Source organism: Lysinibacillus sp. FSL M8-0355 (assembly GCF_038008985.1).
Classification (GTDB): domain Bacteria; phylum Bacillota; class Bacilli; order Bacillales_A; family Planococcaceae; genus Lysinibacillus; species Lysinibacillus fusiformis_D.
Map to the genome: position 1 here is coordinate 2,526,883 of NZ_JBBPAI010000001.1, position 20,988 is coordinate 2,547,870.

At 40.0% G+C, this 20,988-nt stretch carries 20 protein-coding genes and 1 riboswitch; of the genes, 2 read left to right on the forward strand and 18 right to left on the reverse strand.

The genetic code is table 11. The features are described from left to right. Positions 1-24: 24 nt before the first annotated feature. Entirely contained in the window at positions 25-960 is a 936-nt protein-coding gene (gene metA / locus MKY46_RS12385; protein WP_036117598.1) for a homoserine O-acetyltransferase MetA, read from the reverse strand. 109 nt (positions 961-1,069) lie between these two features. Continuing rightward, positions 1,070-1,180, reverse strand: a riboswitch (SAM riboswitch). A gap of 149 nt (positions 1,181-1,329) precedes the next feature. On the opposite strand from metA, the gene MKY46_RS12390 reads away from it, so the two are divergent. After that, positions 1,330-1,755 (forward strand): nucleotide excision repair endonuclease, encoded by a 426-nt coding sequence (locus MKY46_RS12390; protein WP_170829836.1) that lies wholly within the window; start codon positions 1,330-1,332, stop codon positions 1,753-1,755. Between the two features lie 52 nt (positions 1,756-1,807). On the opposite strand, the gene MKY46_RS12395 is transcribed toward MKY46_RS12390, so the two are convergent. Both MKY46_RS12395 and MKY46_RS12400 read right to left on the reverse strand, forming a co-directional pair. Further along, positions 1,808-2,194: a hypothetical protein gene (locus MKY46_RS12395; RefSeq protein ID WP_330493291.1), complete on the reverse strand. Its 387-nt coding sequence runs from the start codon at positions 2,192-2,194 to the stop codon at positions 1,808-1,810. Between the two features lie 21 nt (positions 2,195-2,215). Further along, positions 2,216-2,998: a TrmB family transcriptional regulator gene (locus MKY46_RS12400; RefSeq protein WP_089932801.1), complete on the reverse strand. Its 783-nt coding sequence runs from the start codon at positions 2,996-2,998 to the stop codon at positions 2,216-2,218. Between the two features lie 126 nt (positions 2,999-3,124). Here MKY46_RS12400 and MKY46_RS12405 point away from each other — a divergent pair, with 126 nt between their 5' ends. After that, positions 3,125-3,895, forward strand: a complete 771-nt coding sequence (locus MKY46_RS12405; RefSeq protein ID WP_089932798.1) for a TSUP family transporter — start codon at positions 3,125-3,127, stop codon at positions 3,893-3,895. Between the two features lie 42 nt (positions 3,896-3,937). Here the strand turns inward: MKY46_RS12405 and panF are convergent, their stop codons facing one another. The 15 genes from panF to MKY46_RS12480 form a co-directional block, all read right to left on the reverse strand. After that, positions 3,938-5,383 carry a sodium/pantothenate symporter gene (panF, locus tag MKY46_RS12410; protein ID WP_141905757.1) on the reverse strand — a complete coding sequence of 482 codons (1,446 nt, stop codon included), beginning with the start codon at positions 5,381-5,383 and terminating at the stop codon, positions 3,938-3,940. Then, entirely contained in the window at positions 5,383-5,646 is a 264-nt protein-coding gene (locus MKY46_RS12415) for a YhdT family protein (RefSeq protein WP_330493289.1), read from the reverse strand. The genes panF and MKY46_RS12415 overlap by 1 nt, the downstream gene beginning before the upstream one ends. 311 nt (positions 5,647-5,957) lie before the next feature. Continuing rightward, positions 5,958-6,500 carry a short-chain dehydrogenase gene (locus tag MKY46_RS12420; RefSeq protein WP_330493288.1) on the reverse strand — a complete coding sequence of 181 codons (543 nt, stop codon included), beginning with the start codon at positions 6,498-6,500 and terminating at the stop codon, positions 5,958-5,960. 48 nt (positions 6,501-6,548) lie between these two features. Further along, entirely contained in the window at positions 6,549-8,021 is a 1,473-nt protein-coding gene (locus MKY46_RS12425; protein WP_036117579.1) for a class I adenylate-forming enzyme family protein, read from the reverse strand. Positions 8,022-8,034: 13 nt separating this feature from the next. After that, positions 8,035-8,766 carry a 3-oxoacyl-ACP reductase FabG gene (gene fabG / locus MKY46_RS12430; RefSeq protein WP_101966704.1) on the reverse strand — a complete coding sequence of 244 codons (732 nt, stop codon included), beginning with the start codon at positions 8,764-8,766 and terminating at the stop codon, positions 8,035-8,037. Then, positions 8,750-9,661 (reverse strand): intracellular short-chain-length polyhydroxyalkanoate depolymerase, encoded by a 912-nt coding sequence (phaZ, locus tag MKY46_RS12435; protein WP_340834370.1) that lies wholly within the window; start codon positions 9,659-9,661, stop codon positions 8,750-8,752. The genes fabG and phaZ overlap by 17 nt, the downstream gene beginning before the upstream one ends. A 12-nt stretch (positions 9,662-9,673) precedes the next feature. Next, positions 9,674-10,678 (reverse strand): 3-oxoacyl-ACP synthase, encoded by a 1,005-nt coding sequence (locus tag MKY46_RS12440; RefSeq protein ID WP_058843535.1) that lies wholly within the window; start codon positions 10,676-10,678, stop codon positions 9,674-9,676. Then, positions 10,675-11,691 carry a branched-chain amino acid ABC transporter permease gene (locus tag MKY46_RS12445; protein ID WP_340834371.1) on the reverse strand — a complete coding sequence of 339 codons (1,017 nt, stop codon included), beginning with the start codon at positions 11,689-11,691 and terminating at the stop codon, positions 10,675-10,677. Before MKY46_RS12445 ends, MKY46_RS12440 begins: the two co-directional genes overlap by 4 nt. Further along, positions 11,688-12,560 (reverse strand): branched-chain amino acid ABC transporter permease, encoded by an 873-nt coding sequence (locus MKY46_RS12450; protein ID WP_058843533.1) that lies wholly within the window; start codon positions 12,558-12,560, stop codon positions 11,688-11,690. The genes MKY46_RS12445 and MKY46_RS12450 overlap by 4 nt, the downstream gene beginning before the upstream one ends. Before the next feature lie 15 nt (positions 12,561-12,575). After that, a complete protein-coding gene (locus tag MKY46_RS12455) occupies positions 12,576-13,283 on the reverse strand; it encodes an ABC transporter ATP-binding protein (protein WP_058843532.1) in 708 nt (235 codons plus the stop codon). After that, positions 13,258-14,034 carry an ABC transporter ATP-binding protein gene (locus tag MKY46_RS12460; RefSeq protein ID WP_058843531.1) on the reverse strand — a complete coding sequence of 259 codons (777 nt, stop codon included), beginning with the start codon at positions 14,032-14,034 and terminating at the stop codon, positions 13,258-13,260. The genes MKY46_RS12455 and MKY46_RS12460 overlap by 26 nt, the downstream gene beginning before the upstream one ends. A 61-nt stretch (positions 14,035-14,095) precedes the next feature. Continuing rightward, positions 14,096-15,334: a substrate-binding domain-containing protein gene (locus MKY46_RS12465; protein ID WP_036117673.1), complete on the reverse strand. Its 1,239-nt coding sequence runs from the start codon at positions 15,332-15,334 to the stop codon at positions 14,096-14,098. 297 nt (positions 15,335-15,631) lie between these two features. Further along, complete coding sequence (locus MKY46_RS12470; RefSeq protein WP_340834372.1) at positions 15,632-16,165, reverse strand: GNAT family N-acetyltransferase; 534 nt, start codon at positions 16,163-16,165, stop codon at positions 15,632-15,634. Positions 16,166-16,382: 217 nt separating this feature from the next. Further along, positions 16,383-19,568, reverse strand: coding sequence for a BTAD domain-containing putative transcriptional regulator (locus MKY46_RS12475; protein WP_340834373.1), 3,186 nt, complete (start codon positions 19,566-19,568; stop codon positions 16,383-16,385). 162 nt (positions 19,569-19,730) lie between these two features. Then, positions 19,731-20,711, reverse strand: coding sequence for a diaminopimelate dehydrogenase (locus tag MKY46_RS12480; protein WP_036117665.1), 981 nt, complete (start codon positions 20,709-20,711; stop codon positions 19,731-19,733). Positions 20,712-20,988: the final 277 nt, after the last annotated feature.

A 20,988-nucleotide genomic window follows, 5' to 3' on the forward strand; every position in this document is an offset into this window, starting at 1 on the left:
AAAAGAAATTAGACTTTTTATTAATTAAATATGATATTCAATTTCATCTACAAAATCCCATTCGTATGGTGTTTCTTGGTAAACATAGTAGTTCAACCAGTTAGAGAATAATAAATGCGTATGGGCACGCCATGTATTCATTGGCTCCTGTGATGGATCATCATTCGGGAAGTAATTCACAGGAACAGCGATATCTATGCCCTTTGCGACATCACGGCTATATTCATCGGCTAATGTTGTCGCATCATACTCCAGATGCCCTGTAATCATAATGTTTTTATTATCTTTTGATTGGACGATGAACACACCTGCATCCTCTGAATAGGATAATAATCGTAAGTCTGGATGATTGCGAACCTCGTCGATCGAAACAGAAGTATAGCGTGAATGTGGAGCGGTAAATAAATCACTGAAGCCACGTACTAAATCCACTGTTAAATCGGTGATTACATGGGAATAGACACCTGAGCATTTAGCTGAAAGTTCTACCTTTCCTATCCCATAATGATGATACAGTGCCGCCTGTGCCCCCCAACAGATATGTAAAACGGATGTCACATTCTTTTTGGACCAGTCCATAATTTCTGAAATTTCCCGCCAATAGTTAACTTCTTCAAAGGCCATTTTTTCTACAGGTGCTCCCGTAATAATCATCCCGTCATAGCGACGGTGACGAATTTGGTTGAACGTTGTGTAAAATAGCTGTAAATGTGATTTACTGACGTTTTTCGACTCATGTGTGGCCGTATTTAAAAAGGTGATATTTACCTGTAGCGGTGTATTCCCTAATAAACGTAGTAATTGAAGCTCCGTTTTTTCTTTTTCAGGCATTAAATTCAATATTAATATGTTTAACGGACGAATTTGCTGTGTTTTCGCACGGTCCTCTTCCATGACGAAGATTTTTTCCTCACGTAAATGTTCTCCAGCTGGTAAATTTTTCGGAATATTAATTGGCATCTTGCGTTCCCCTCTCTTTGATCACTCTCTTTTAGCAAACCTTGCTGACAAATTAAAAAATCCTCCTCATTCCATACGAGATAGAATGAGAAGGATTTTTTCACGTCCACTCTTATCTCTCAAAGGAAAAATCCTTCGCTGGAATTAGCACCTTTCTAACAATTGTTAGAGGTTGCTGAAGCGTCATCGGGCCAAATCCCTCAGCTTCTCTTGATAAGATTATTTAATTACATCGAATTGTAGCATGAATTAGTTAGAATATCAATAATTCATAGAATATTTTGTGATTCAAATGCATGTTCCTCGTTTATTTGATGTACACTAAGCTTGCTATAAGTAGTGTTTCTACATTTAAAATTTATGGTAAACATGCCGTATTTATGTTACCATATAACTTTAGTAACAGAGAGGAACGTGAATACTTTGATTAAAATTGAATTTCCAAAACCTGATGTAGTCATCCGTCAACGTGAACAAGAAGTAAAACCTGGTGATGTGCCTATCACACCATACTTTGGTTTTATTGACTTCCATAAAATCACACGTGATAAAGGCGGCATTTTTTTATTCTATAATGACAAGAATGAGCTATTATTTGTCGGCAAAGCACGTAAAATTCGTCAACGTATTAAAAAGCATTTCGAGGACAATGTATCTCCGATGAAAAATCATCGTGATGAAGTGTTCAAAATTGAGGTCTATGAAGTAGAAGATCCAATGGAACGTGAAATTTACGAAACATATGCGATTAACACTTTCCGCTCCAAATACAATGTAGAGAAAGTCTTTTATTAAGATATCTTGTAAAGAAACCGAAATCTCATTTAATGGGATTTCGGTTTTTGTCTTATATAGAGGTTACGCGATCTATTGGCGTACTCTCGCCGTTTATTCGCAAATCAATCGTGTATAGCTCAGGATCTTTGGTGATGATTTTATATACATAGGGTTGAGCCACTTTTCGTTGCTCGCTACCTTCTTTCAGTTGGATGACTTGACTATTTTCTTCAGCCGCAATACTTGCCAGCACATTCCCTTTCGAATAATAAACAAGATAATACGTAGAGTCATCTTCATACAATAATTGAATCTTATCATTAGCCTCAATTTTTTGTTGAATATTGTCTGGAACGACAGTTAGCTCATGAATCATTAGTGATTTGGTAGGCGTTTTAGCGTTACATGCTCCTAACATTAATAAGCTCATTAAACCTAGCAACACGAATTTTTTCACGTTACTCCCCTTCCCTTATGACTATTCTAAGAAAAAAGCTTTACGCTCCTTAGCAATCCAGTCTTCTAATTCCTGATCATCACGTTTTACCAATCGATTGATAAGGACGTCATGCCAAACATAATCCTCTAACAAATAAATATGGACAGGGTCATTGGTGATAAAGGCCATTTCTTGCGTAGATGGAGAGTGACCATAAATCATTTCCTGACCATCTACCGATAAAATAAACCAATGTGGTGTAGACGTTTTTTTCGTGTAGTGTGTAGCTCTATGCTGGTCAATCGACTCTAGCTGTTCCCCTACATATAGGGTAATACCATGAATAGGAACATGCTGTGCCACTTCTTGAATATCTCCCCTTAAAGTATCATACATATCTTCCCACATCGATAGAATCACTTTTTTCTTGGCTTTTTTTAAAAGTGACTGGCAATAGTTGATGATCGCCTCCTTGCCCTTTAGCATGACTACTTTTGGCTCCACTTCCTGCACTTTTTCCTCTAATTTTTCTAATTTCGTACTCATGGATGTAAAATTCGATTGCCAGCGCTGCTGCATTTGCTGTAAAAACACAGACACAGGCATAGCCGCATAGGTCGTTTGTTCAGCCGTTTCTTCTTTTAGCACAATTCCCTTTTCTACAAGGACGTTTAAAATATCATAAATTCTTGCGCGTGGTATACCAGAATTTTTACTGACCTGATAGGCACTAACATGACTTTGCTGCACAAGTGCCGTATAGGCCTTTGCTTCATATTCTGTAAAGCCCATGTCTTTCAACTGGGCGATTAATTCCTCCATGTAATCCCTCCATTATCTTTATTATAGGCTACTGTTGTGAAGATTTGCCAATGAAAAAATGAGGGTTTACAGCGTAATTAAAATTAGTTACTATTTCAGTAGTAACTAATTTAAAAGAGGTGTAATATGTTTTTTGAAGTCGATGTACATATTCTTATCCTGTTAATTTCATTTGGATTTCTGGCGGCTTTTGTCGACTCAGTAGTGGGAGGAGGCGGTTTAATTTCATTGCCAGCTTTATTGTTTGCTGGCCTCAATCCAGCCGCTGCTGTTGCAACCAATAAACTTGCCGGGACAATGGGCTCACTGACATCTTCCATTTCCTTTTATCGTTCTGGTCAGCTTGAAATACGATCCGTTCTCAAATATTTCCCGCTTGCCTTTGTCGGCTCCTTATTTGGTGCATGGACCGTGCATTTAATCAATCCAGCATTACTAAAGCCATTAATGCTCGTGATGCTGGCAGCCGTTGCGGTTTATACAATTTTCAAAAAGGATTGGGGCGCTGTCTCTAGCGTAAAAACTCTCTCTAGAACCCACTTACTATTATTTATGGGATTATTATTTGGCATTGGTTTTTATGATGGGTTTCTTGGACCTGGTACAGGCTCTTTTTTAATCTTTAGCTTCTTGTTGATAGGCTTTGATTTTTTAAAGGCGGCAGGAAATGCAAAGTTTTTAAATTTGGCAAGTAACGTGGCAGGCCTTTGTATGTTCGCCTACTTAGGTCAAATCCATTTTGTTTATGGCTTCGTGATGGGCATTGCTCAAATTGGTGGCGCTATGCTTGGTTCCCGAATGGCGATCAAAAAAGGAAGCGGTTTTGTTCGTACGCTCTTTATCGTAGTGACAGTGACATTGCTTGCGAAAAATGCCTATGATTTTATGATTCATTAAACACAAAAACGCCACAGACTTGTATCTGCGGCGTTCTTTGATTTAAATCATGAGTTGCTCATTTTTGAATTTATGACTTGTGGCTAAGCTAACGAGAATAAAAATAATGAAGGATGCAACAATGGGAATCGTAACCGTGTGCATACCAAAGACGGAAGGATAAAAGCGATCAATCATAATATACAAGGACATGCCTGTAATCATGGACGCCATCGCACCATATTTATTGGCTTTTTTCCAATACAATCCTAAAACTACTGTCCAGATAAAGACAGCCTCTAGCCCACCAAAAGCAAATAAATTCAACCACACTAATAAATCGGGTGGGTTGAGCGCAAAGATAATAACAGCTAAGCCAATAACCGTTGTCACAACAAAGCTTGCACGTTTAATCTCTGCATCACTAGCTTGTGGCTTCATGTAATTTAAATAAATATCTTTGACAACCGTGGAGCTGACCAGCATAAGCAGGGCATTGACAGTTGACATGGTAGCAGCCATTGGCGCAGCTAAGACGATCCCCGCTAAAAATGGTGGCAATACCTTTAATGTCAGAAGCGGCATTACTTTATCACCAATCTCAATGCCAGGTAAGACAGGTCGTGCTAATACACCAATTAAATGCATGCCAAACATGATTGTCCCGATGGCAATCGTGCCAATAATGATGGCTAAGTGCATACTTTTAGAATCCTTATAGCTCATGGCACGGACAGCAATTTGCGGAAGCCCTACAACCCCTACACCAATTAAAATCCAAAATGTCGAAACATACAATGGTGTTAAATCTCCTTGCGCTCCAAATGGTGACACAAAATTAGGATTTTCAGCGACAAGTGAGGCCATAATATTATCGATGCCACCACCTGCAATAATAGTGCCGATTAATAGAATAATTGTGCCAACGACCATAATCGAACCTTGCACAGTATCCGTTAAAGCAACAGCTCGGAAACCACCAATAATGACATACACTAGCACTGAAATCGCAAAAATAAATAGTGCCGTTGTGTATTTTAAGCCTGTTAATGACTCAATTAAGCGTGCACCACCTACCCATTGCGCCATCATAGCCGAAAATAGAAAAACAATGATACTAATGGCTGATAAAATGACAATGACATGGCTTTTGTAGCGCTCTCGTAAAAAATCGATTAACGTAATAGCTTGGTAACGACGAGCAATAATAGCAAATTTCTTGCCTAAAATCATCAGTACAAAATAACCTGCAGGCAGCTGTGCCATTGCCAATAACACCCAGCCAAGCCCTTTCGTATAGGCCACACCAGGTCCTCCGATAAAGCTGCTCGCACTGCCGTATGTAGCAATCATTGTCATCGCCAGGATAAAACCACCCATTTCACGACCACCAAGAAAATACTCCTGTAGGAATGAATTAGAGGACCGAATATGCTTATTGGACCAAACACCAATTCCGAAAATAATAATTAAAAATAATAGCAATGGAAATACAACTTGCCAGTGCATTAGCGATCCCCCTCCTCATCATCAAATGGCACCTCTTTGAAGAAGAGCTTCATTACAACCCAGATGAGTAGGATCATAAAGCCTGTCCCTGCAATACAGCTATAGAAAAACCAAGCAGGGAAACCAAAGACATATGAATAATTTTTGGGGTCTCCCGAACCTAATCCATAGGCAAAGCCAAACCAAATCGTAAAGTTGACAAGGACTAGTCCTATCCCAATAAGCGCCTCTCGATGCGCTATTTTAAAGCGTTGATCTTTCACATGCAATCCCCCTAACCTTCTCTATTTTACTGATATGTTGGTCTGATGGGAAGAGATGCGAAAAAATTAGGGTAAGCTTACAAGAAAAATCTGTCTAAGGAAATCAAAAGTAAGAGCCCTAAGATGAACATGCATTCTTCTAAAAGCTTAGTACGCCACTATTTGAATCAAAAACAATGCATTTTTTATGTAAAAATATGGGATATTATTTTACATCCCATATGACATCTAAATGCTTTTCAACACAATCGTTTATGATGATAAAAAATAATAACCTTCGTCACACTAGTTGGACGAAGGTTATTTCCTATTTATAACGGGCGTTGTTCCCAAGGCTGTAGCGTGCCAACGATATTGATAGATCGATCATACTGAATAGCATCGATGACTCCTTGTGAAATTTCCTTATGTGTAAGCCATCTTGACTGACCGTTTTCCATTATGAAACCTGGCTGGACTTGACGATAGTGAGTGATATCAAGTAGATGGATTTTATCTTTGATTTCATTTAGATTAGCGCTACTGCCTAATACATGAAACAGCTTCCATATTCCTGAAATTTCACTAGCTATGCTCTCTAATACAGTTTCAGCATAGGAGTGAATCCAAGCAATGACCAATTCAATGGGTCCATTATGCGCTATCGTTTCTTCTAGCTTCTCTTTTAATAAGGCTATATCAAGATAATCAACTAAAATTGGTGTGCCACGTGATGGATTTGATGATTTACTTATGAAACATTCCATTCGATTGGCATTACGTCCAATTACCGAAACGTCATATCCGTTCTTCACTAACCAAAGGGTTGTGTCAGCTAACATTCCTGTCCCACCAATAACTAATGCGTGTGCCATTCATTTGTTCCTCACTTTTAATTCTTATTTAAGAGAGACTCATCATACTTAGCAGGTGGAATCGACTAGCCTATGCAATGCCTTTTTATCAATTTTACCAACACTTGTTTTCGGTAGTTGGTCTAAAAAAATGATTTGTTTCGGAATCTTATAACATCCTAATTGTTGATGACACAGTTCGTTGAGCTCATCTAAGATAGTCGCTACTTGATGACAACAAACAATAAATGCGGTTACAATCTCACCCCAATAATTGTCTGCTACACCAATCACGGCAACCTCCTGTACGTCCGGATGCTGCAGCATACATTGCTCCACTTCCTGAGGGTAGACATTTTCACCACCGGAGATAATCATCTCTTTTCTACGACCGACGATATAAAAATCACCATCCTCATCCATCATCGCCAAATCACCTGTTTTTAACCAGCCATCTTGTAGGATATTGGCGGTTTCTTGCTTGTTATTCCAATAAAAACGGAACATATGCTTACCTCTTACTAGCAGCTCGCCCACTTCACGAGGTGCACAACTTTGCCCAGCTTGATTAATGATTTTCGCCTCATTAAACTGCATGCTTTTCCCAACAGCCCCTTTTTTCGCGTAAGCATCTTCTCTTGCAATATAAAAATTATTAGGTCCCGCCTCTGTTAAGCCATAGCCCTCCTTAAAGAATAACCCCTTTTTATGAAAGACATCATAAATGGGATGTGGGCATGGGGCACCACCAGATAAAAATACGTTCATCGAGGGGAAATGATTTTCTCGAAAGTATTCCGTAGCAATCATCGCTTGATACATCGTTGGGACAAAAAGGGAAATCGTCGTTTGATATTGATTCGTTGCCCGCAGTGCGGCTTCCGCTTCAAACTTATCGCCAATGATGACGGTTCCTCCCACCATAAGAAGAGGTATGCATAAAGCATTTAAGCCACCTGTATGAAACATCGGCATATAATTTAATGTCCGATCTTTCTCCTGTAAACCCCAGCTAATAATTGTATTGATTGCGTTCCAATTGACCGACTGAAAGGATAGCACAACACCCTTTGGACGACCTGTTGTGCCTCCGGTATAAATCATTAGCCATGGATCATTCAAGTCCACGTCTTGCCTACTTGGTAGCGTTGCCTTCTCGTGCTTGATGAGATGAAGTGGAAACATTTTTTCTACCACCAAAGAACAATGACTCTCTTCTTCATACAAGAGAATGGAAGGGGTCGCATCCTCCAAAATTTGTGTTAATTCCTCTCTACTTAATCGCCAGTTTAATGGCACATAAATAAGCCCTCGTAGCCCACAGGCAAATAGAATAGCAAAAAGTTGGATATGATTTCTCGCAAAAACTGCGACTCTACTGCCTTTTTTTAGCTGCTGACGCTCGAAAAATTGACTCCATTTGCCGATTTCCTCTGATAATTGCTGATAGGTCCATTGCTCCTCTGACGCTAGATTAATCAAGGCGATGTGATGAGGCGTTAAGGCGGCACGTTTTAAAATCCATTCTTGCTCAACAAACATCTTGACACCCCCATCACATCATAATGGCGCCATCTACATGAAGCGTATGGCCATGAACATACGATGCCTCATCAGATGCTAAAAACAAATAGGCATTGGCTATATCCCGTGGGGTTCCTAAACGTTGTAACGGCACGATTGCCCGCATTTGAGCCAAAATATTTTCAGGCATCTTTTTGACCATAGCTGTTTCTGTAAAGCCAGGTGCCACTGCATTGACATTGATGCCTTTACGCCCTAATTCCTTTGCCCATGTTTTGGTCATCCCTACAATGGCAGCTTTCGTCGCTGCATAATTCGTTTGACCAACATTGCCATAGACCCCACTAACCGATGATGTATTAATGATTTTGCCACCTCCAGCTGCCACCATATGGGGAATGACCTCCTGTGTGCAATGAAAAACGCCTGTCAAATTGACATCTAACACCTGCTGAAATTGGTCATCTGTCATCTTTGTTAGCATTGCATCTCTTGTAATACCTGCATTATTCACTAAAATATCAATGCGTCCAGCCTGTTCGATCACTGCTGTCACCAGCTGGTTAACGCTCTCTCTACTTGCCACATCCACCTGTATAAATATAGCGTTTCCGCCTAGTTGTTGAGCTGCGAGATTCCCTGCCTTCTCATCGAAATCAGCGATAAATACCCATGCCCCTTCTTCGATGAAACGCTCGGCAGCCGCATAGCCGATGCCATTGGCTGCACCTGTAATAATGGCTACTTTATTGTTTAAACGCATACTGTCTTCCTCCAATTTCTAAAAAAGCCTCGATTTCAGCTGTTAATTGTGCTAAATCATCCATCAATGGTGAATGTCCACAATCTTTTAAGCTAACAAACTGTGCCGTTTTGCCTAAGTCTTGCAGTAATTCCGCATTCATTTCCTCTGTAATAACTAAGTCACGATCCCCTCTCAGTACTAAAATCGGTATCTGGAGTAGGAGAGCTTCGTGTGACCCTTTTGTCACATCATTGTCAACAGCACTTATATTAAATGTATTGAGTGCATGATACACCTCTGCTAAGTTGCGCTGTGTTAGCATATCCTCTATATATTCTTGGTATTTTTCCTCGTTTGGTTGCTGATGGGTATAAATTAAAGCATTCCATATCGACCGTAAACCTTCGCCGTTTTTTGTGTCATAAAAGCCTTGGATAAGCTTTGTTTTCGATGTATCCACAAGTACATCTTCATAGTTATAGGCTCGCTTAAAGCAGGCTGGATCGCCTGTTCCTAAATCCGTATAAAATGGATAGCCACGTGTAGAAGCAGCAGCCAGTAAGATTAATTGCTGGCAATAACCTGGATAATTAGCTGCAAACTGCATACAAACAGCTCCGCCAGTTGACCAGCCAATCATGTCAAAGCTTTGCAATTGCATCGCATCCACAAATAGCTTAACATCATCACTAAAATCTTTAATGGTATAGATTGGCTGATGATAGGATGAACCTCCAAAGCCTCGTAAATCGATTGCATAGATGGTGTATTTATCATCTAAAGCATCTATCAGCACATCCCAATGCTTAGAGGAAGTCATATTGCCATGAACCAACACTAAAGGATGACTTCCTCCAGCTCTTTTGCGATATGCCATCGTCTCACCATTTGCTAGTTGAATTGTTTGTAACATACCATTTCCCCCTTATCCCCAACGTATTGTGATAGCCCCCCAAACATAGCCAATGCCTGCACTCACTAGTGTCACAAGAGCACCTGCTTGAATACGATTTTGCTCCTGAGCTAGCTGTAAGGACAATATTTGATCGATTTGCCCAATATGTCCATAGTCTTGTAAATAAATAGACTGTTCCTGCTGTAAGCCAAGCTCTGCTAAAATATAATCATGTGCAGACCTTTTCATATGCAGCATCGCTAAATAGTCGAGCTGTTCTTCACTGTATCCACTTTTCGCTAGAGAACGGCGAATAACCTTCAAAAAATGGCTTAATGATTTTTGTTCTAACCTCTCCTTCATCCCAATCGGGTCCAAAACGTCAAGCTGATATAAATTTTCTGTTAAATGGAATGGTGTTAACGGTGTTTTCGTACCTCCAACTGGTACAACTACATCCTCTGAGAAAGAACCATCTGTTATAATTTCCGCCTCTAAAAGCTGATTTTTTTCATAGTTTTTTTGTAGCAATATGGCACCTCCACCAGCCGCCAAATTGTACATAAAGCGCGTTCGTGGATTGCTGTAATCGATAAAATCCACATTGCGATAGCCACCTGCTAAAAGAATGGTATGAATTGTGTCATCTGATGCCATTAAACTTTTCGCTACTTTCAATGCCATGATCGTCGTGCCACAGCGCAATTGCACATCAAATGCCCATGCATTAACCGCACCAAGCTCCTCTTGCATTTTGATGGAGGCTGTCCATAGTGGGTATTCCTTATGCTCTTCACCCATATAGATGATCACATCAATATCTTTCGGGTCCAGATTTGCTTTTTTTATCGCATCCTGTGCTGCCCATATGCCCATTTGCACGGTATGATCATGCTCACCAGGGATTGGCTTTTCATGAATACCCATTTTTTGACGGATAATGTCCTCTGGAATATTTGAAAGAGCCGCAATGTCCTGCGAAGTCATTTTATTTTGAGGTAGATAGATACCTGTACTGACAATACCAACAGTCATTCAAATCGCTCCTTTTCCTGGGGCAGAGCTACGGGCTTTTTTCTTTGCTTTAGCTTTGCTCGCCATTTCCAAAACAGCAGTCTTAGTGAGCCAATAATACCTTTCGGGAAAAAGATAACGGCTAAAATATAGAGAATCCCAAAGAAGATAATCCAACGTTCAAAAATAGGGTAATCTCGTGCTAGCCCTGATAATGCATGCTGTGCATATTCAATCACTGCTGCTCCTAGTAATGGCCCTACTAAAGTGCCGACCCCACCAATAATCGTCATTAATAGCGCATCGAGTGTAATATCCATCGCCATCACACTCGTGTTAACGAAGCGTAAAGAAATCGCATATAAGGAGCCTGCAAAGCTCGCAACAATGCCTGCAACAACGGAGGCAATCACTTTATAGTGCAAGGTATTAAAGCCTAATGATTTCGTCCGTTGTTCATTTTCCCGAACAGCAATTAGTAGTCGACCTGTCGGCGAGTTAACAAAACGGTGGAGCGCTAAAAAGATGACAACTAAGCTTGCTAACACAAAGAAATAGAAGGTCATCCGATCTCTAAAAATATCTGGTGCTCGAAAAGTAAAGCCATCATTGCCATACGTGACAGAGCGCCACTTTTCAGCTACTACTAAAAATAACCCCGAGAAGGCTAGTGTGAGCATCGCAAAAAAATGACTTTTCAAGCGCAAGGTTAATAAACCTACTAAAAAACTAACAAAGCCTGCTATTACCATGCCTATCACGATGGACACCAGAAAGATGAATAGTGTGTTATCCATTTGCTTGAGCATGACCGCTGTCGTGTAAGCGCCAATACCAAAAAACATAGCGTGCCCAAAGGAAACGATTCCTGTATAACCGAGCAAAATATCATAGCTCATCGCCAGTATGCCAAAAATGAAAATTTGTGTCAGTAAAATAAGCAGCGTCCTTGAATCATTGACAAAAGGGAGTACGATAAAAATCGCCAATAACAGGAAAAAAGCGATAGAGCGTAAGGACATTTTCTTGTTCATGATGTTCGCTCCTTTCGCATCGTAAACAGCCCCTGTGGACGGAAAATTAAAACGCTGGCCATTAAAATCATATTGACTGCTAGTGATAGCACAGGCACATAATAAGCCATAAAGCTACCTGCTAGCCCTACTAAAATAGCAGCCAACAATGAGCCTGAAAAACTACCCATTCCGCCAATGACGACGACAATAAATCCTAAAATGGCGTACTCCATGCCCATCTCCGCATAGATGACGCCCGAATACGGAGCCATCAACATTCCACTAAGTGCCGCAAGAGCCGCACCCACCATAAAGACATATAGAAATACACGCTTAATATGAATACCAAGAGCCTGTGCCATTTCCTTATCCTGCACACCAGCTCGAACGATCAACCCAATCTTCGTGCGTTTCAGCATATATTGAAAAACACCAAAAATCACAAACCCTATAACAATAATAAATAGGCGATATTTGATGATAATCACGTCACCAAATTCCCAGCTTCCCGCTAAATAGCTCGGCGTTTTTACGGCCACACCATTTGGACCAAAAACCACCTTGATGAATTCCTGCAAAACGAGCATAAGCCCTAACGTAATTAAAATTTGCTGAATATGATTGCCGTAAACAGGCGTAATAATCAATTTCTCTGTAAGCAGTCCAAGTAACGCACCTGTCACAAGCGCACCTATAATTCCTACGATAAAGCTTTCTGTCCACATATAGGTAAAGATTCCCGCATAGGCTCCCCAAACAAATAATCCACCATGCGCAAAATTCAACACATCCATTAAGCCAAAAATTAACGTCAAACCTGCCGCCAGCAGAAATATCAACATCCCTGTTGCCAAGCCATTAATGAGTAAATTGATGAAAAGCTCCAATGATGGTCACCCCCTTTATCCAATTCCTAAATACTTGCGTTTTAGTTCTTCATTGACAATCAAATCCTCCATCATGCCCGAATTTACTGTTCTGCCATCATCGATCAAAGTATAGGTATCACCAATCCGGCTAGCCATCATAAAGTTTTGTTCAACAAGAACAATGGACGTTTTCTTTTTCATTTCCATAATCGCTTCCATCACCTTCTCCACCACTATGGGCGCAAGCCCCTTGGAAGGCTCGTCAATTAATATTAATTGGCTATCATTGATAAAGGCTCTTGCCATGGACAGCATTTGCTTTTGCCCTCCTGATAAATGCCCGCCAGCCTTTTTCCAAAACTTCTTCAAATCGGGAAACAGCTCCAGCACATATTGCTGTCGTTCTAACGTGGCAGTATCTTCCTTATACATGGCTACCTTCATATTTTCCTCTACCGTTAAATCTGCAAAAATCCCTTGATTTTCAGGCACATAACCTATCCCTAATTTAGCCACCTTGTATGTTGGGCTTTTTTTAATGGAGTGGGAGCGAAAGGCGATTTCGCCATTTGTCGCAGGTGTTAATCCCATAATTGTTTTTAAGGTCGTTGTTTTACCTGCACCATTTCGTCCAAGCAGTACGCTAACCTGTCCCTCCCTCGCTTCAAAATTAACTCCCTGCAAAATGTGATATTGGCCGATATGCGTGTGAACCTCATTTAATGTCAGTAAGGTGGTCATCGTACAGCCCTCCTAAATATGCTTGTTGTACGGTATCATTATTCATAATTTCCACGGGTGAACCATCTGCTAGTAGCTGACCATTAAATAACACCATAATGGAATCCGATAAATCTAAAATCATATCCATTTTATGTTCAATGAGCAGAATGGTTTTATTCCCTTGATTTTTAATGGTCCGAATGACCTCTAAAATCGTAGGTACTTCCTCTAAAGACATACCAGCTGTTGGTTCATCGAGTAGCAGAATTTCCGTATCCAACGCAAGTAGCATGGCAATCTCAAGCTTTCTTTTCTCTCCATGGGATAGCATCGTTGTCAGGGCGTCCCGTTTATTGTCGAGTAAAACGAGTGATAATAGCTCCTCCGCTTTGTCGGTAATCGCCTTATAGCTTTTGTAGTGTCGAAATAGCTGATAACGAATCTTTTCCTTTGACTGCACGGCTAAACGAACATTTTCGAGAACCGTTAAATTTGGAAACACATTCGTGATTTGAAAGGATCGACCCAACCCCATACGTGTTCTTTCGATGGCCGACTTTTGGGCAAGTGATTGCCCTTTAAAATAAACATCACCTGCAGTTGGTTTTAGCTCTCCACTAATCAAATTAAAGAATGTTGTTTTCCCAGCACCGTTCGGCCCTATAATGGACTTTAAATGCTTTTCAGGCATTTGAAAATTAACGCAATCCACCGCCGTATGTCCCCCAAACTGAATCGTTAAATTGTCTGTGTGTAGTATTGGCTCCATCCTCTACTCCCTTCTCCTCTAATAGTTATGTAGAAAGACAGCCATGCTGCCTCTCATTTGTTTAATTCATAACAGGTGGTGCTGTTTCCTCAGGACTTAACTCCCGAATAAGTACGGGTACTGGATAATCCACGCCATCCTGTTGCTCTAAGCGAATCGAATACATCGATTGAAGGGCTTGATGGTCCTCTTCACGGAACGTCATCGTACCTTTTGGTGTCTCAAATGACATCCCCTCCATTATGCCGATCAGCTTGTTGGCATCTGCATCTCCCTCCGATTTTTTCAATGCCTCCATAATGGCAATCGCCGCAGACATGCCGCCAGGTGTAAATAAGTCAGGTACTTCATTGAAACGTTTTTGATGTTCCTCAACTAACCATTTATTGACATCATTTTGCGGTAGCGTGTGGTAATACACCGAAAAACCTTCCATACCAACCAATGGATTCATAAATTGAAGCGCTATAATATCAGGTGCTCCCGTTGAAATTTTAATGCCCTTTTCTTGAATTTTAAGATCTGCGATTTGATTCCATGGTGAATTTGCTCCTGCCCAGACAACGAATAAATAATCAGGCTTAGCATCTAGCACCTTTTGTAAATTAGACGTAAAGTCTGTTGCTGCTGGGTCTGCATACTCCTCTAACACAATGTCAGCACCTAATTTCTCCGCTGCCGTTTTAAACGCATTCACCCCATCCCAGCCAAACGAATAATCTGGGGCAAATGTAGCAATCTTCACACCTTTACCAGCAATAGCCGCCGCGGCTGCATAGGCATCCTGTGATGAATTACGACCTGTACGGAAAATATACTCATTAAACTCAGAACCTGTAATACTGTCAGCCACCGCAGGCTCCACCACCATAATTTTTTCATACTCCTCTGCCAGCGGTAGAACAGCAAGGGTATCACCAGAACTTGAAGAACCTACTAAAAAATCAACCTGGTCATCTTCTAATAGCTTTGTTGCTTTCTGCACGGCCACCTCTGGCTTTGTCTCCGTATCCTCATACACAACCTCGATTTTCTTACCATTGACCTCCATCGTCCCACCAGTCGCATACTCAATCCCTAAATCAAATCCCCGCTGCGTCTGCTTCCCATATGATTCAAGCGCCCCCGTTAACGAAGCAAGCACCCCAATCTTAATCGTGCCTCCTTCCGCCGTCACCGCTTTTGTCTCACCATCGGAGGAATCTGCATCTGTTGCATCATCCTTCGTATCCTCCCCACTACAAGCTACCAACACCACAGCCAACATTACTAAAAGAAACCAATACCACCGCTTCTTCATACTATAACCCCCTTTAAAATAAGCTCCATAGAAAGCGCTTTCTTGCTATGACAACACTATACAAAAGTCCAGTTACAAATTAGTTACAAAAAATGCTTTGCACAAAAGTACAAAGCATTTTTCTGTATCGAGGTTATGGAATTATTTATTAAAAATTTAAAAGTGTTAAAAGATTTATCGCTACGCTACTAATTACATCAGGTAAAAAGAAAGACAAAAACGTTGAATGTACAACATTTTTGTCTTTTGTATTAGGAACTATTTTTTAGTGTTTCAAACTGCATTCTGTAGTACGCTTCATGAAGACCATTCCTGCTTCAATACACTATACAAGAAGGAATCTCGCCAAACACCGTCTTTCATTAACATATTTTCACGTAATATTCCTTCTTTGGTCATTCCAACCTTTTCTAAAACCTTTGATGATCCAATATTTCTTGGGTCACAGGTTGCATAAATACGATGGAGCTTTAATGTGTCAAAACCGAAAGTGATCACTAATTGAGCACTCTGCGTTGCTACTCCCTTCCCCCAATAGTCAGGGTTAACAATATAGCCAATTTCCCCCACCTTATTCGTGAAATCCCTAATCATTATCTCAACCGAACCTATTAAAGTTTCTTGATAAATAATAGCAAAAACATATCTTTCCCTTGGTGTTTGTCTTGCTTCATCGAGTGCATCCTGAATGAATTCTTTTGAATCCTCCTCTGTATTCGGTCCCCATGTTTGATACCTACAAACAATCTCCTGTGAGGCATATTTATGAACATCAATCCAGTCATGTGGCGTGAATTCCCTTAAAAATAATTTTTCATTTGCAAGTATCACTTTAATTCATCTCTCCTTCTACACGATTCAACCATTCACTCATCTTGTTCAATCTGCAAATTGTGGCCAGCCTTTTATTTGTCTGACAAAATGGCATTTAAATATGTTGCTTTTTTTAACTTGTTCATATAGTTCATTTCTACTTATGAGTGGCTCTCCCTACACTACAAATTTGTACCACCCCAATAAGATTCCCTCATTTAAACGACGGAACTGGCTATCCCATAATTAAATCATAGACAGCCATGGTCGACTCCATAGGGGTTGTATTTAATTCGCTCTGTAACTGCTGGACACATTTTTCGTACCATTTGCATGCTAGAGAACGGTTTTGGAGTTGGTAGTAGCTGTACATAAGCAGGCGATAGCCCTCCTCCCATAGTGCATCCTCTCCAATTATTTTCTCTGCATAGTGGATGGCTTTTTTATATTGCTGCTGCCTTGTGGCATTTTGTGCCAAACGTTCTAGAACTTCTATATATAAAAATTGTAGCTTTTCGCGATCTTGAGTAAGCCAGTCGATTTGCTTTTTTTCTGCATATAAGGCGTCTGGATAACTCGCTTCCGCTAACAGTAGCCATTCATCGGACAACTGTGGATCAAATTCCTCCATTCCTAGGTTGTAATAATAGTGAAATCGTTCCACGTCAATTTGGAGAAAGGGAATATTTTGCAACTGATACATATTATTCTTACGTTGAATAAAAAAGCTCTCCTGCCTTGCATGTCGTTGTGGCTCCAACACTTTTAATAATGTATTTAAGACCACTTTAAAATCCCGATCTAAGGACTCGACAGTGCGGTCTGGCCATAATGCCTGCGCTATTTCTTCCTTTGGTGTAAAACGATTGCGATGACAATATAGATACACGAACAATTCCTTCGATTTATCACGTTGCCATTCTTTATCTTCGAGCTTTCTTTGTGCTCGAATTAAACTTAAACTCCCAAAAAGATTGATTTGTATTGCATCATGCGGATAATTGATACTGTCCTCCACTTGAAAATAGCTTCGTAATGTAAGAATGGCTGCATGTTCCACACCTCCTGTTTGGCTAAAATGCAATAGCTCATAGAAAATCATTCGATCACTTGGACCAAGTATCATTTTCCTTTGTAAAAAATAGTCATAGCCATTTGCCAAACATAATTGCGCAAACTGTTGAAAATACGGATGAAATTGGTCTCTATTATTTTCTTGAAACGCGATAACGGATTGATAGAATAGAACATGCATCAAGCCATTGCGATCTCCGCATTCCTGAAATAATTGTTGTGCCTTCCTTACTAATTGCTTCGCTCGTTCTGTTTCTTGCTGGGAGAGAATGATTTTCACTTCCGCTAAAAGAATGAGGCCTGTCATCCAAGCATCTTGTACTTGCTCGGTTTCTCGTAAGCCCAATGCCAAGTATTTCTTAGCCGCTACTATATCTCCTAAATAATGTTTAGCAATCGCTAGCCCCATATAAGGTTCGGCCTTAACTCGAGAAATATTAATGGCATTCAATAAAGTCAACGCTTTTTCATAGGCTTGACATGCCCCTTGATAATCTGGGAAATCCATTAATAGTAGCGCATGTGCTTTTCTGATATAACCAACCGCCTCTATAAAAATAGACTTCTCTCTTAACCCCCTGCGTATCCCATGCTGGGCTGCATACCAAGCTTCCTTTCCTTGTCCTAACAATGCATAGACAAATGCTGCTAGTAGTTCACTTTCACGATGGGTTGCCACAAGCTGAGGTGGCAATTCAAGGCGCTGTGCTAATAATTCCTTCGCCTCTCGTAATTGCCCAGTCCGTAGTAAAACTCGGACATCCACATTCGCTCGTTGCATGACATCCGCTGGCAATGCCACGTCCTCCATAAATAACTGTGCACCCTTGGCCTTCCCTAAGTTCACTAAGTTTTCAGCATATTGCCGTTGAAGTTCTAATAATTCCTCTTTTAGTAAGGGTGTATATTTGGCAAGCTCTAATGCTTTTTCTAAATAAGGCTCTGCTAATGCAGGCTGTATAGTGTCTAAGTAAATATGTGCCAAACCTGCTTGAGATTTTGTCATAAATAGGTGATCCTGCTGCTGCTGTGCGATCATTGCACACTTGTCGTAGGATTGTTTCGCCCTTTCATAATAAGCACGGTAGCGATGGCATTCGCCATCAAAATAATATAATCTATAAAATGTATCTTTTTCTTGTACAGTAAATCGATTGATTTTTTCTAATAACCATTCAAATTGTCCAGCACGTACTAATGGCTCTGCATGACGCTGTAATAGCTCTCCACAAAAATCATGGTCATTCGTTTTAAAGGCATGATAAAGCACAGCTTGAATATTATGCCGTTCCATATAATAGAATGTCGCTTGTTTATGAAGGTCCGTATAGTAACTTGTATGCTGACGCCATTTCATTTCTAAAAACCGACTAAACAAAGCATGGAAGCGGTATAAACCATCTGTTGTCACTGGTTGAATAAATAAATGACGCTGTGATAAAGTATTCAACATTTGTGCCATTTCAAAGCCATAAAAATCTTCCAATAGCTCCGCTGAAAATGTAGGAAAAATAGCTAGTTTTAAAATGGTCTCTTGCTCCGTTGCAGTCATCCTACTATAAACCTCTTCTGACAAATAGGTGAAAAGATCATTCGGAGAAATCATTAGCCAATAATCTAAAGAAACATGATGCCATTGCTCTGCTAACAAGGAAAGACTGATGGCCCAGCCTTCTGTGATCTCCAATATCTTGGCCATTTCAGCATCGGATAAATGCACGTCTACATATTCTTCAAAAAAAACAGCAATTTCCTCAGTTGAAAAGGCCAGCTCGTCCTCGTTGATCACTAGCCACTTCTTTTGCAGCTTTAATTTTCTCATAATATCCCAATTCGGTAATGTTCTAGATGCGATAATAAAATGAATCGCTGGTGGAGCAAATTCAATAACTTTCTCCATAAAATAATTAATTGAAAAGACGTGATCCACTAAATGAAAATCATCAATGACAATTAGAAATGGCTCCTCTATGCTACATAGGCAATTGACAAAAAGCTTATACCAGCGATTCAGCTCCTCCATTTTAGGGAAGCGTGACAATTGATTCCACTCATCGAATGTAGGACCAAAATTCGGCACAGCTCGCTGTATGCTAAAAAAAAGATGTCTTAAAAAGGGTAATAAATTATCATCTTCTTCGGAAATACTATACCAAGAAAATTTATTCGCTTCGTTCGAGAGAAATTGTGTGAGGATGGTCGTTTTACCATACCCTGCACCACTATGAATAAATGTACAAGTATGGTGATGGCTCTTCTTTAATGTCTTCATAAGTGCGGCTCTATTGATACAATGAGTGGATGGACTTGGTGCCATACATTTTGATTGAATAATAATATCTGTCATGTTAACGATAACCTCCAAATTTGTGTAAGGTTACAATAGCTCCATTTTTTCACAAAAATTCAGATTATTAAATTATTGACAGTTTACCATATTTTATCGAATGAATGGCAAAAATAAAAAACCCGATAATCAAATGAATGATAATCGGGTGATTTTCTATGATTATAGTAATTCTTTACGTAATTCAGCAGCTGATTTTGGTGAAAGCAGACTGAATGGAATATCAAATACTGTTTTCGCTCCTTTATCACCAGCTTGACTTAGACGATGCGCAGCACGTGCATAAGCCACTAATATACTAGATGTGAAGTTTGGATTACTTTCAAGTTTTAATGAGAATTCGAGAATTTGTTTATCGTTTGCTCCACTGTCACCACTGCGAATGACAAAACCACCATGTGGCATACCTGTGTGGTTTGCTGTAAATTCATCTTCAGAGATGAAGTTAACTGTTGTGTTATATTCATCGAAATAGTTAGGCATTGTGACAATTTCTTGTTCCACTTTTGCAGCATCTGCACCGTCTTCTAACACAACCCAACATTCACGTGCATGTTTTTCACGTGTTGTTAATTCAGGGTTTTCACCATTACGTACACGTTCTACAGCTTCTTTAATTGGCAATGTGTATTGAACAGCATTTTTAACACCTTCGATACGACGTACTGCATCTGAGTGACCTTGACTTAAACCATCGCCCCAGAATGTATATGTTGTACCAACTGGTAATACGGATTCTCCTAGTAGACGATTTAAGGAGAATAAACCTGGATCCCATCCAACTGAGATAACAGACACTTTACCAGATTTTTGTGCCGCTGCGTCTACAGCATCGAAAAATTCAGGAATTTTCGCATGTGTATCGAAGCTATCAATTGTATTAAACCATTGTGCAAAATGTGGTCCTTGTTCTGGTAAATCCGTTGCAGAGCCACCACATAAAATCATGACATCAATGTCGTTTTGGAATTTTTCGGCGTCATCTACTAAATATACGCTCGCATTGCTTGCTACGTTTACTGTTGAAGGATCACGACGTGTGAACACCGCTACTACTTCCATATCTGGATTTTGTGAAATAGCATACTCCACACCACGTCCTAAATTTCCATATCCTACAATACCTACTCGAATTGCACTCATTAAAATTCCTCCTAACGATTTCGTGACTTTGTGAAAACTTTCACGTTAAATCTAATTACAATAATACTTTGTGTTAGAAAAATTCACAATAGTTTGAGTATGAGTTTTTCAAAAAGAATTTATATCAGTTTTCTATGGTTTTTATCCAAAAACGGTATGAATGCGGTTACAAATTACTAAATATTCCATGAATCTTAAAGTTATTGTAAAAGCCTTGTAAATAACGGCTATTTTTCCAACCAGTCTTGTACAATAAATGTAACGACAAAAGGGGGCA

Excerpts from the sequence above, each read along its gene's own strand:
- MKY46_RS12405 (WP_089932798.1), top strand. The coding sequence starts at position 3,125 with ATGTTTTTTGAAGTCGATGTACATATTCTTATCCTGTTAATTTCATTT.
- MKY46_RS12440 (WP_058843535.1), bottom strand. The coding sequence starts at position 10,678 with ATGACTGTTGGTATTGTCAGTACAGGTATCTATCTACCTCAAAATAAA.
- phaZ (WP_340834370.1), bottom strand. The coding sequence starts at position 9,661 with ATGTTACAAACAATTCAACTAGCAAATGGTGAGACGATGGCATATCGC.
- panF (WP_141905757.1), bottom strand. The coding sequence starts at position 5,383 with ATGCACTGGCAAGTTGTATTTCCATTGCTATTATTTTTAATTATTATT.
- MKY46_RS12425 (WP_036117579.1), bottom strand. The coding sequence starts at position 8,021 with ATGTTTGTTGAGCAAGAATGGATTTTAAAACGTGCCGCCTTAACGCCT.
- MKY46_RS12400 (WP_089932801.1), bottom strand. The coding sequence starts at position 2,998 with ATGGAGGAATTAATCGCCCAGTTGAAAGACATGGGCTTTACAGAATAT.
- fabG (WP_101966704.1), bottom strand. The coding sequence starts at position 8,766 with ATGCGTTTAAACAATAAAGTAGCCATTATTACAGGTGCAGCCAATGGC.
- MKY46_RS12475 (WP_340834373.1), bottom strand. The coding sequence starts at position 19,568 with ATGACAGATATTATTATTCAATCAAAATGTATGGCACCAAGTCCATCC.
- MKY46_RS12420 (WP_330493288.1), bottom strand. The coding sequence starts at position 6,500 with ATGGCACACGCATTAGTTATTGGTGGGACAGGAATGTTAGCTGACACA.
- MKY46_RS12460 (WP_058843531.1), bottom strand. The coding sequence starts at position 14,034 with ATGGAGCCAATACTACACACAGACAATTTAACGATTCAGTTTGGGGGA.
- metA (WP_036117598.1), bottom strand. The coding sequence starts at position 960 with ATGCCAATTAATATTCCGAAAAATTTACCAGCTGGAGAACATTTACGT.
- MKY46_RS12390 (WP_170829836.1), top strand. The coding sequence starts at position 1,330 with ATGCCGTATTTATGTTACCATATAACTTTAGTAACAGAGAGGAACGTG.
- MKY46_RS12465 (WP_036117673.1), bottom strand. The coding sequence starts at position 15,334 with ATGAAGAAGCGGTGGTATTGGTTTCTTTTAGTAATGTTGGCTGTGGTG.
- MKY46_RS12445 (WP_340834371.1), bottom strand. The coding sequence starts at position 11,691 with ATGAACAAGAAAATGTCCTTACGCTCTATCGCTTTTTTCCTGTTATTG.
- MKY46_RS12455 (WP_058843532.1), bottom strand. The coding sequence starts at position 13,283 with ATGACCACCTTACTGACATTAAATGAGGTTCACACGCATATCGGCCAA.
- MKY46_RS12480 (WP_036117665.1), bottom strand. The coding sequence starts at position 20,711 with ATGAGTGCAATTCGAGTAGGTATTGTAGGATATGGAAATTTAGGACGT.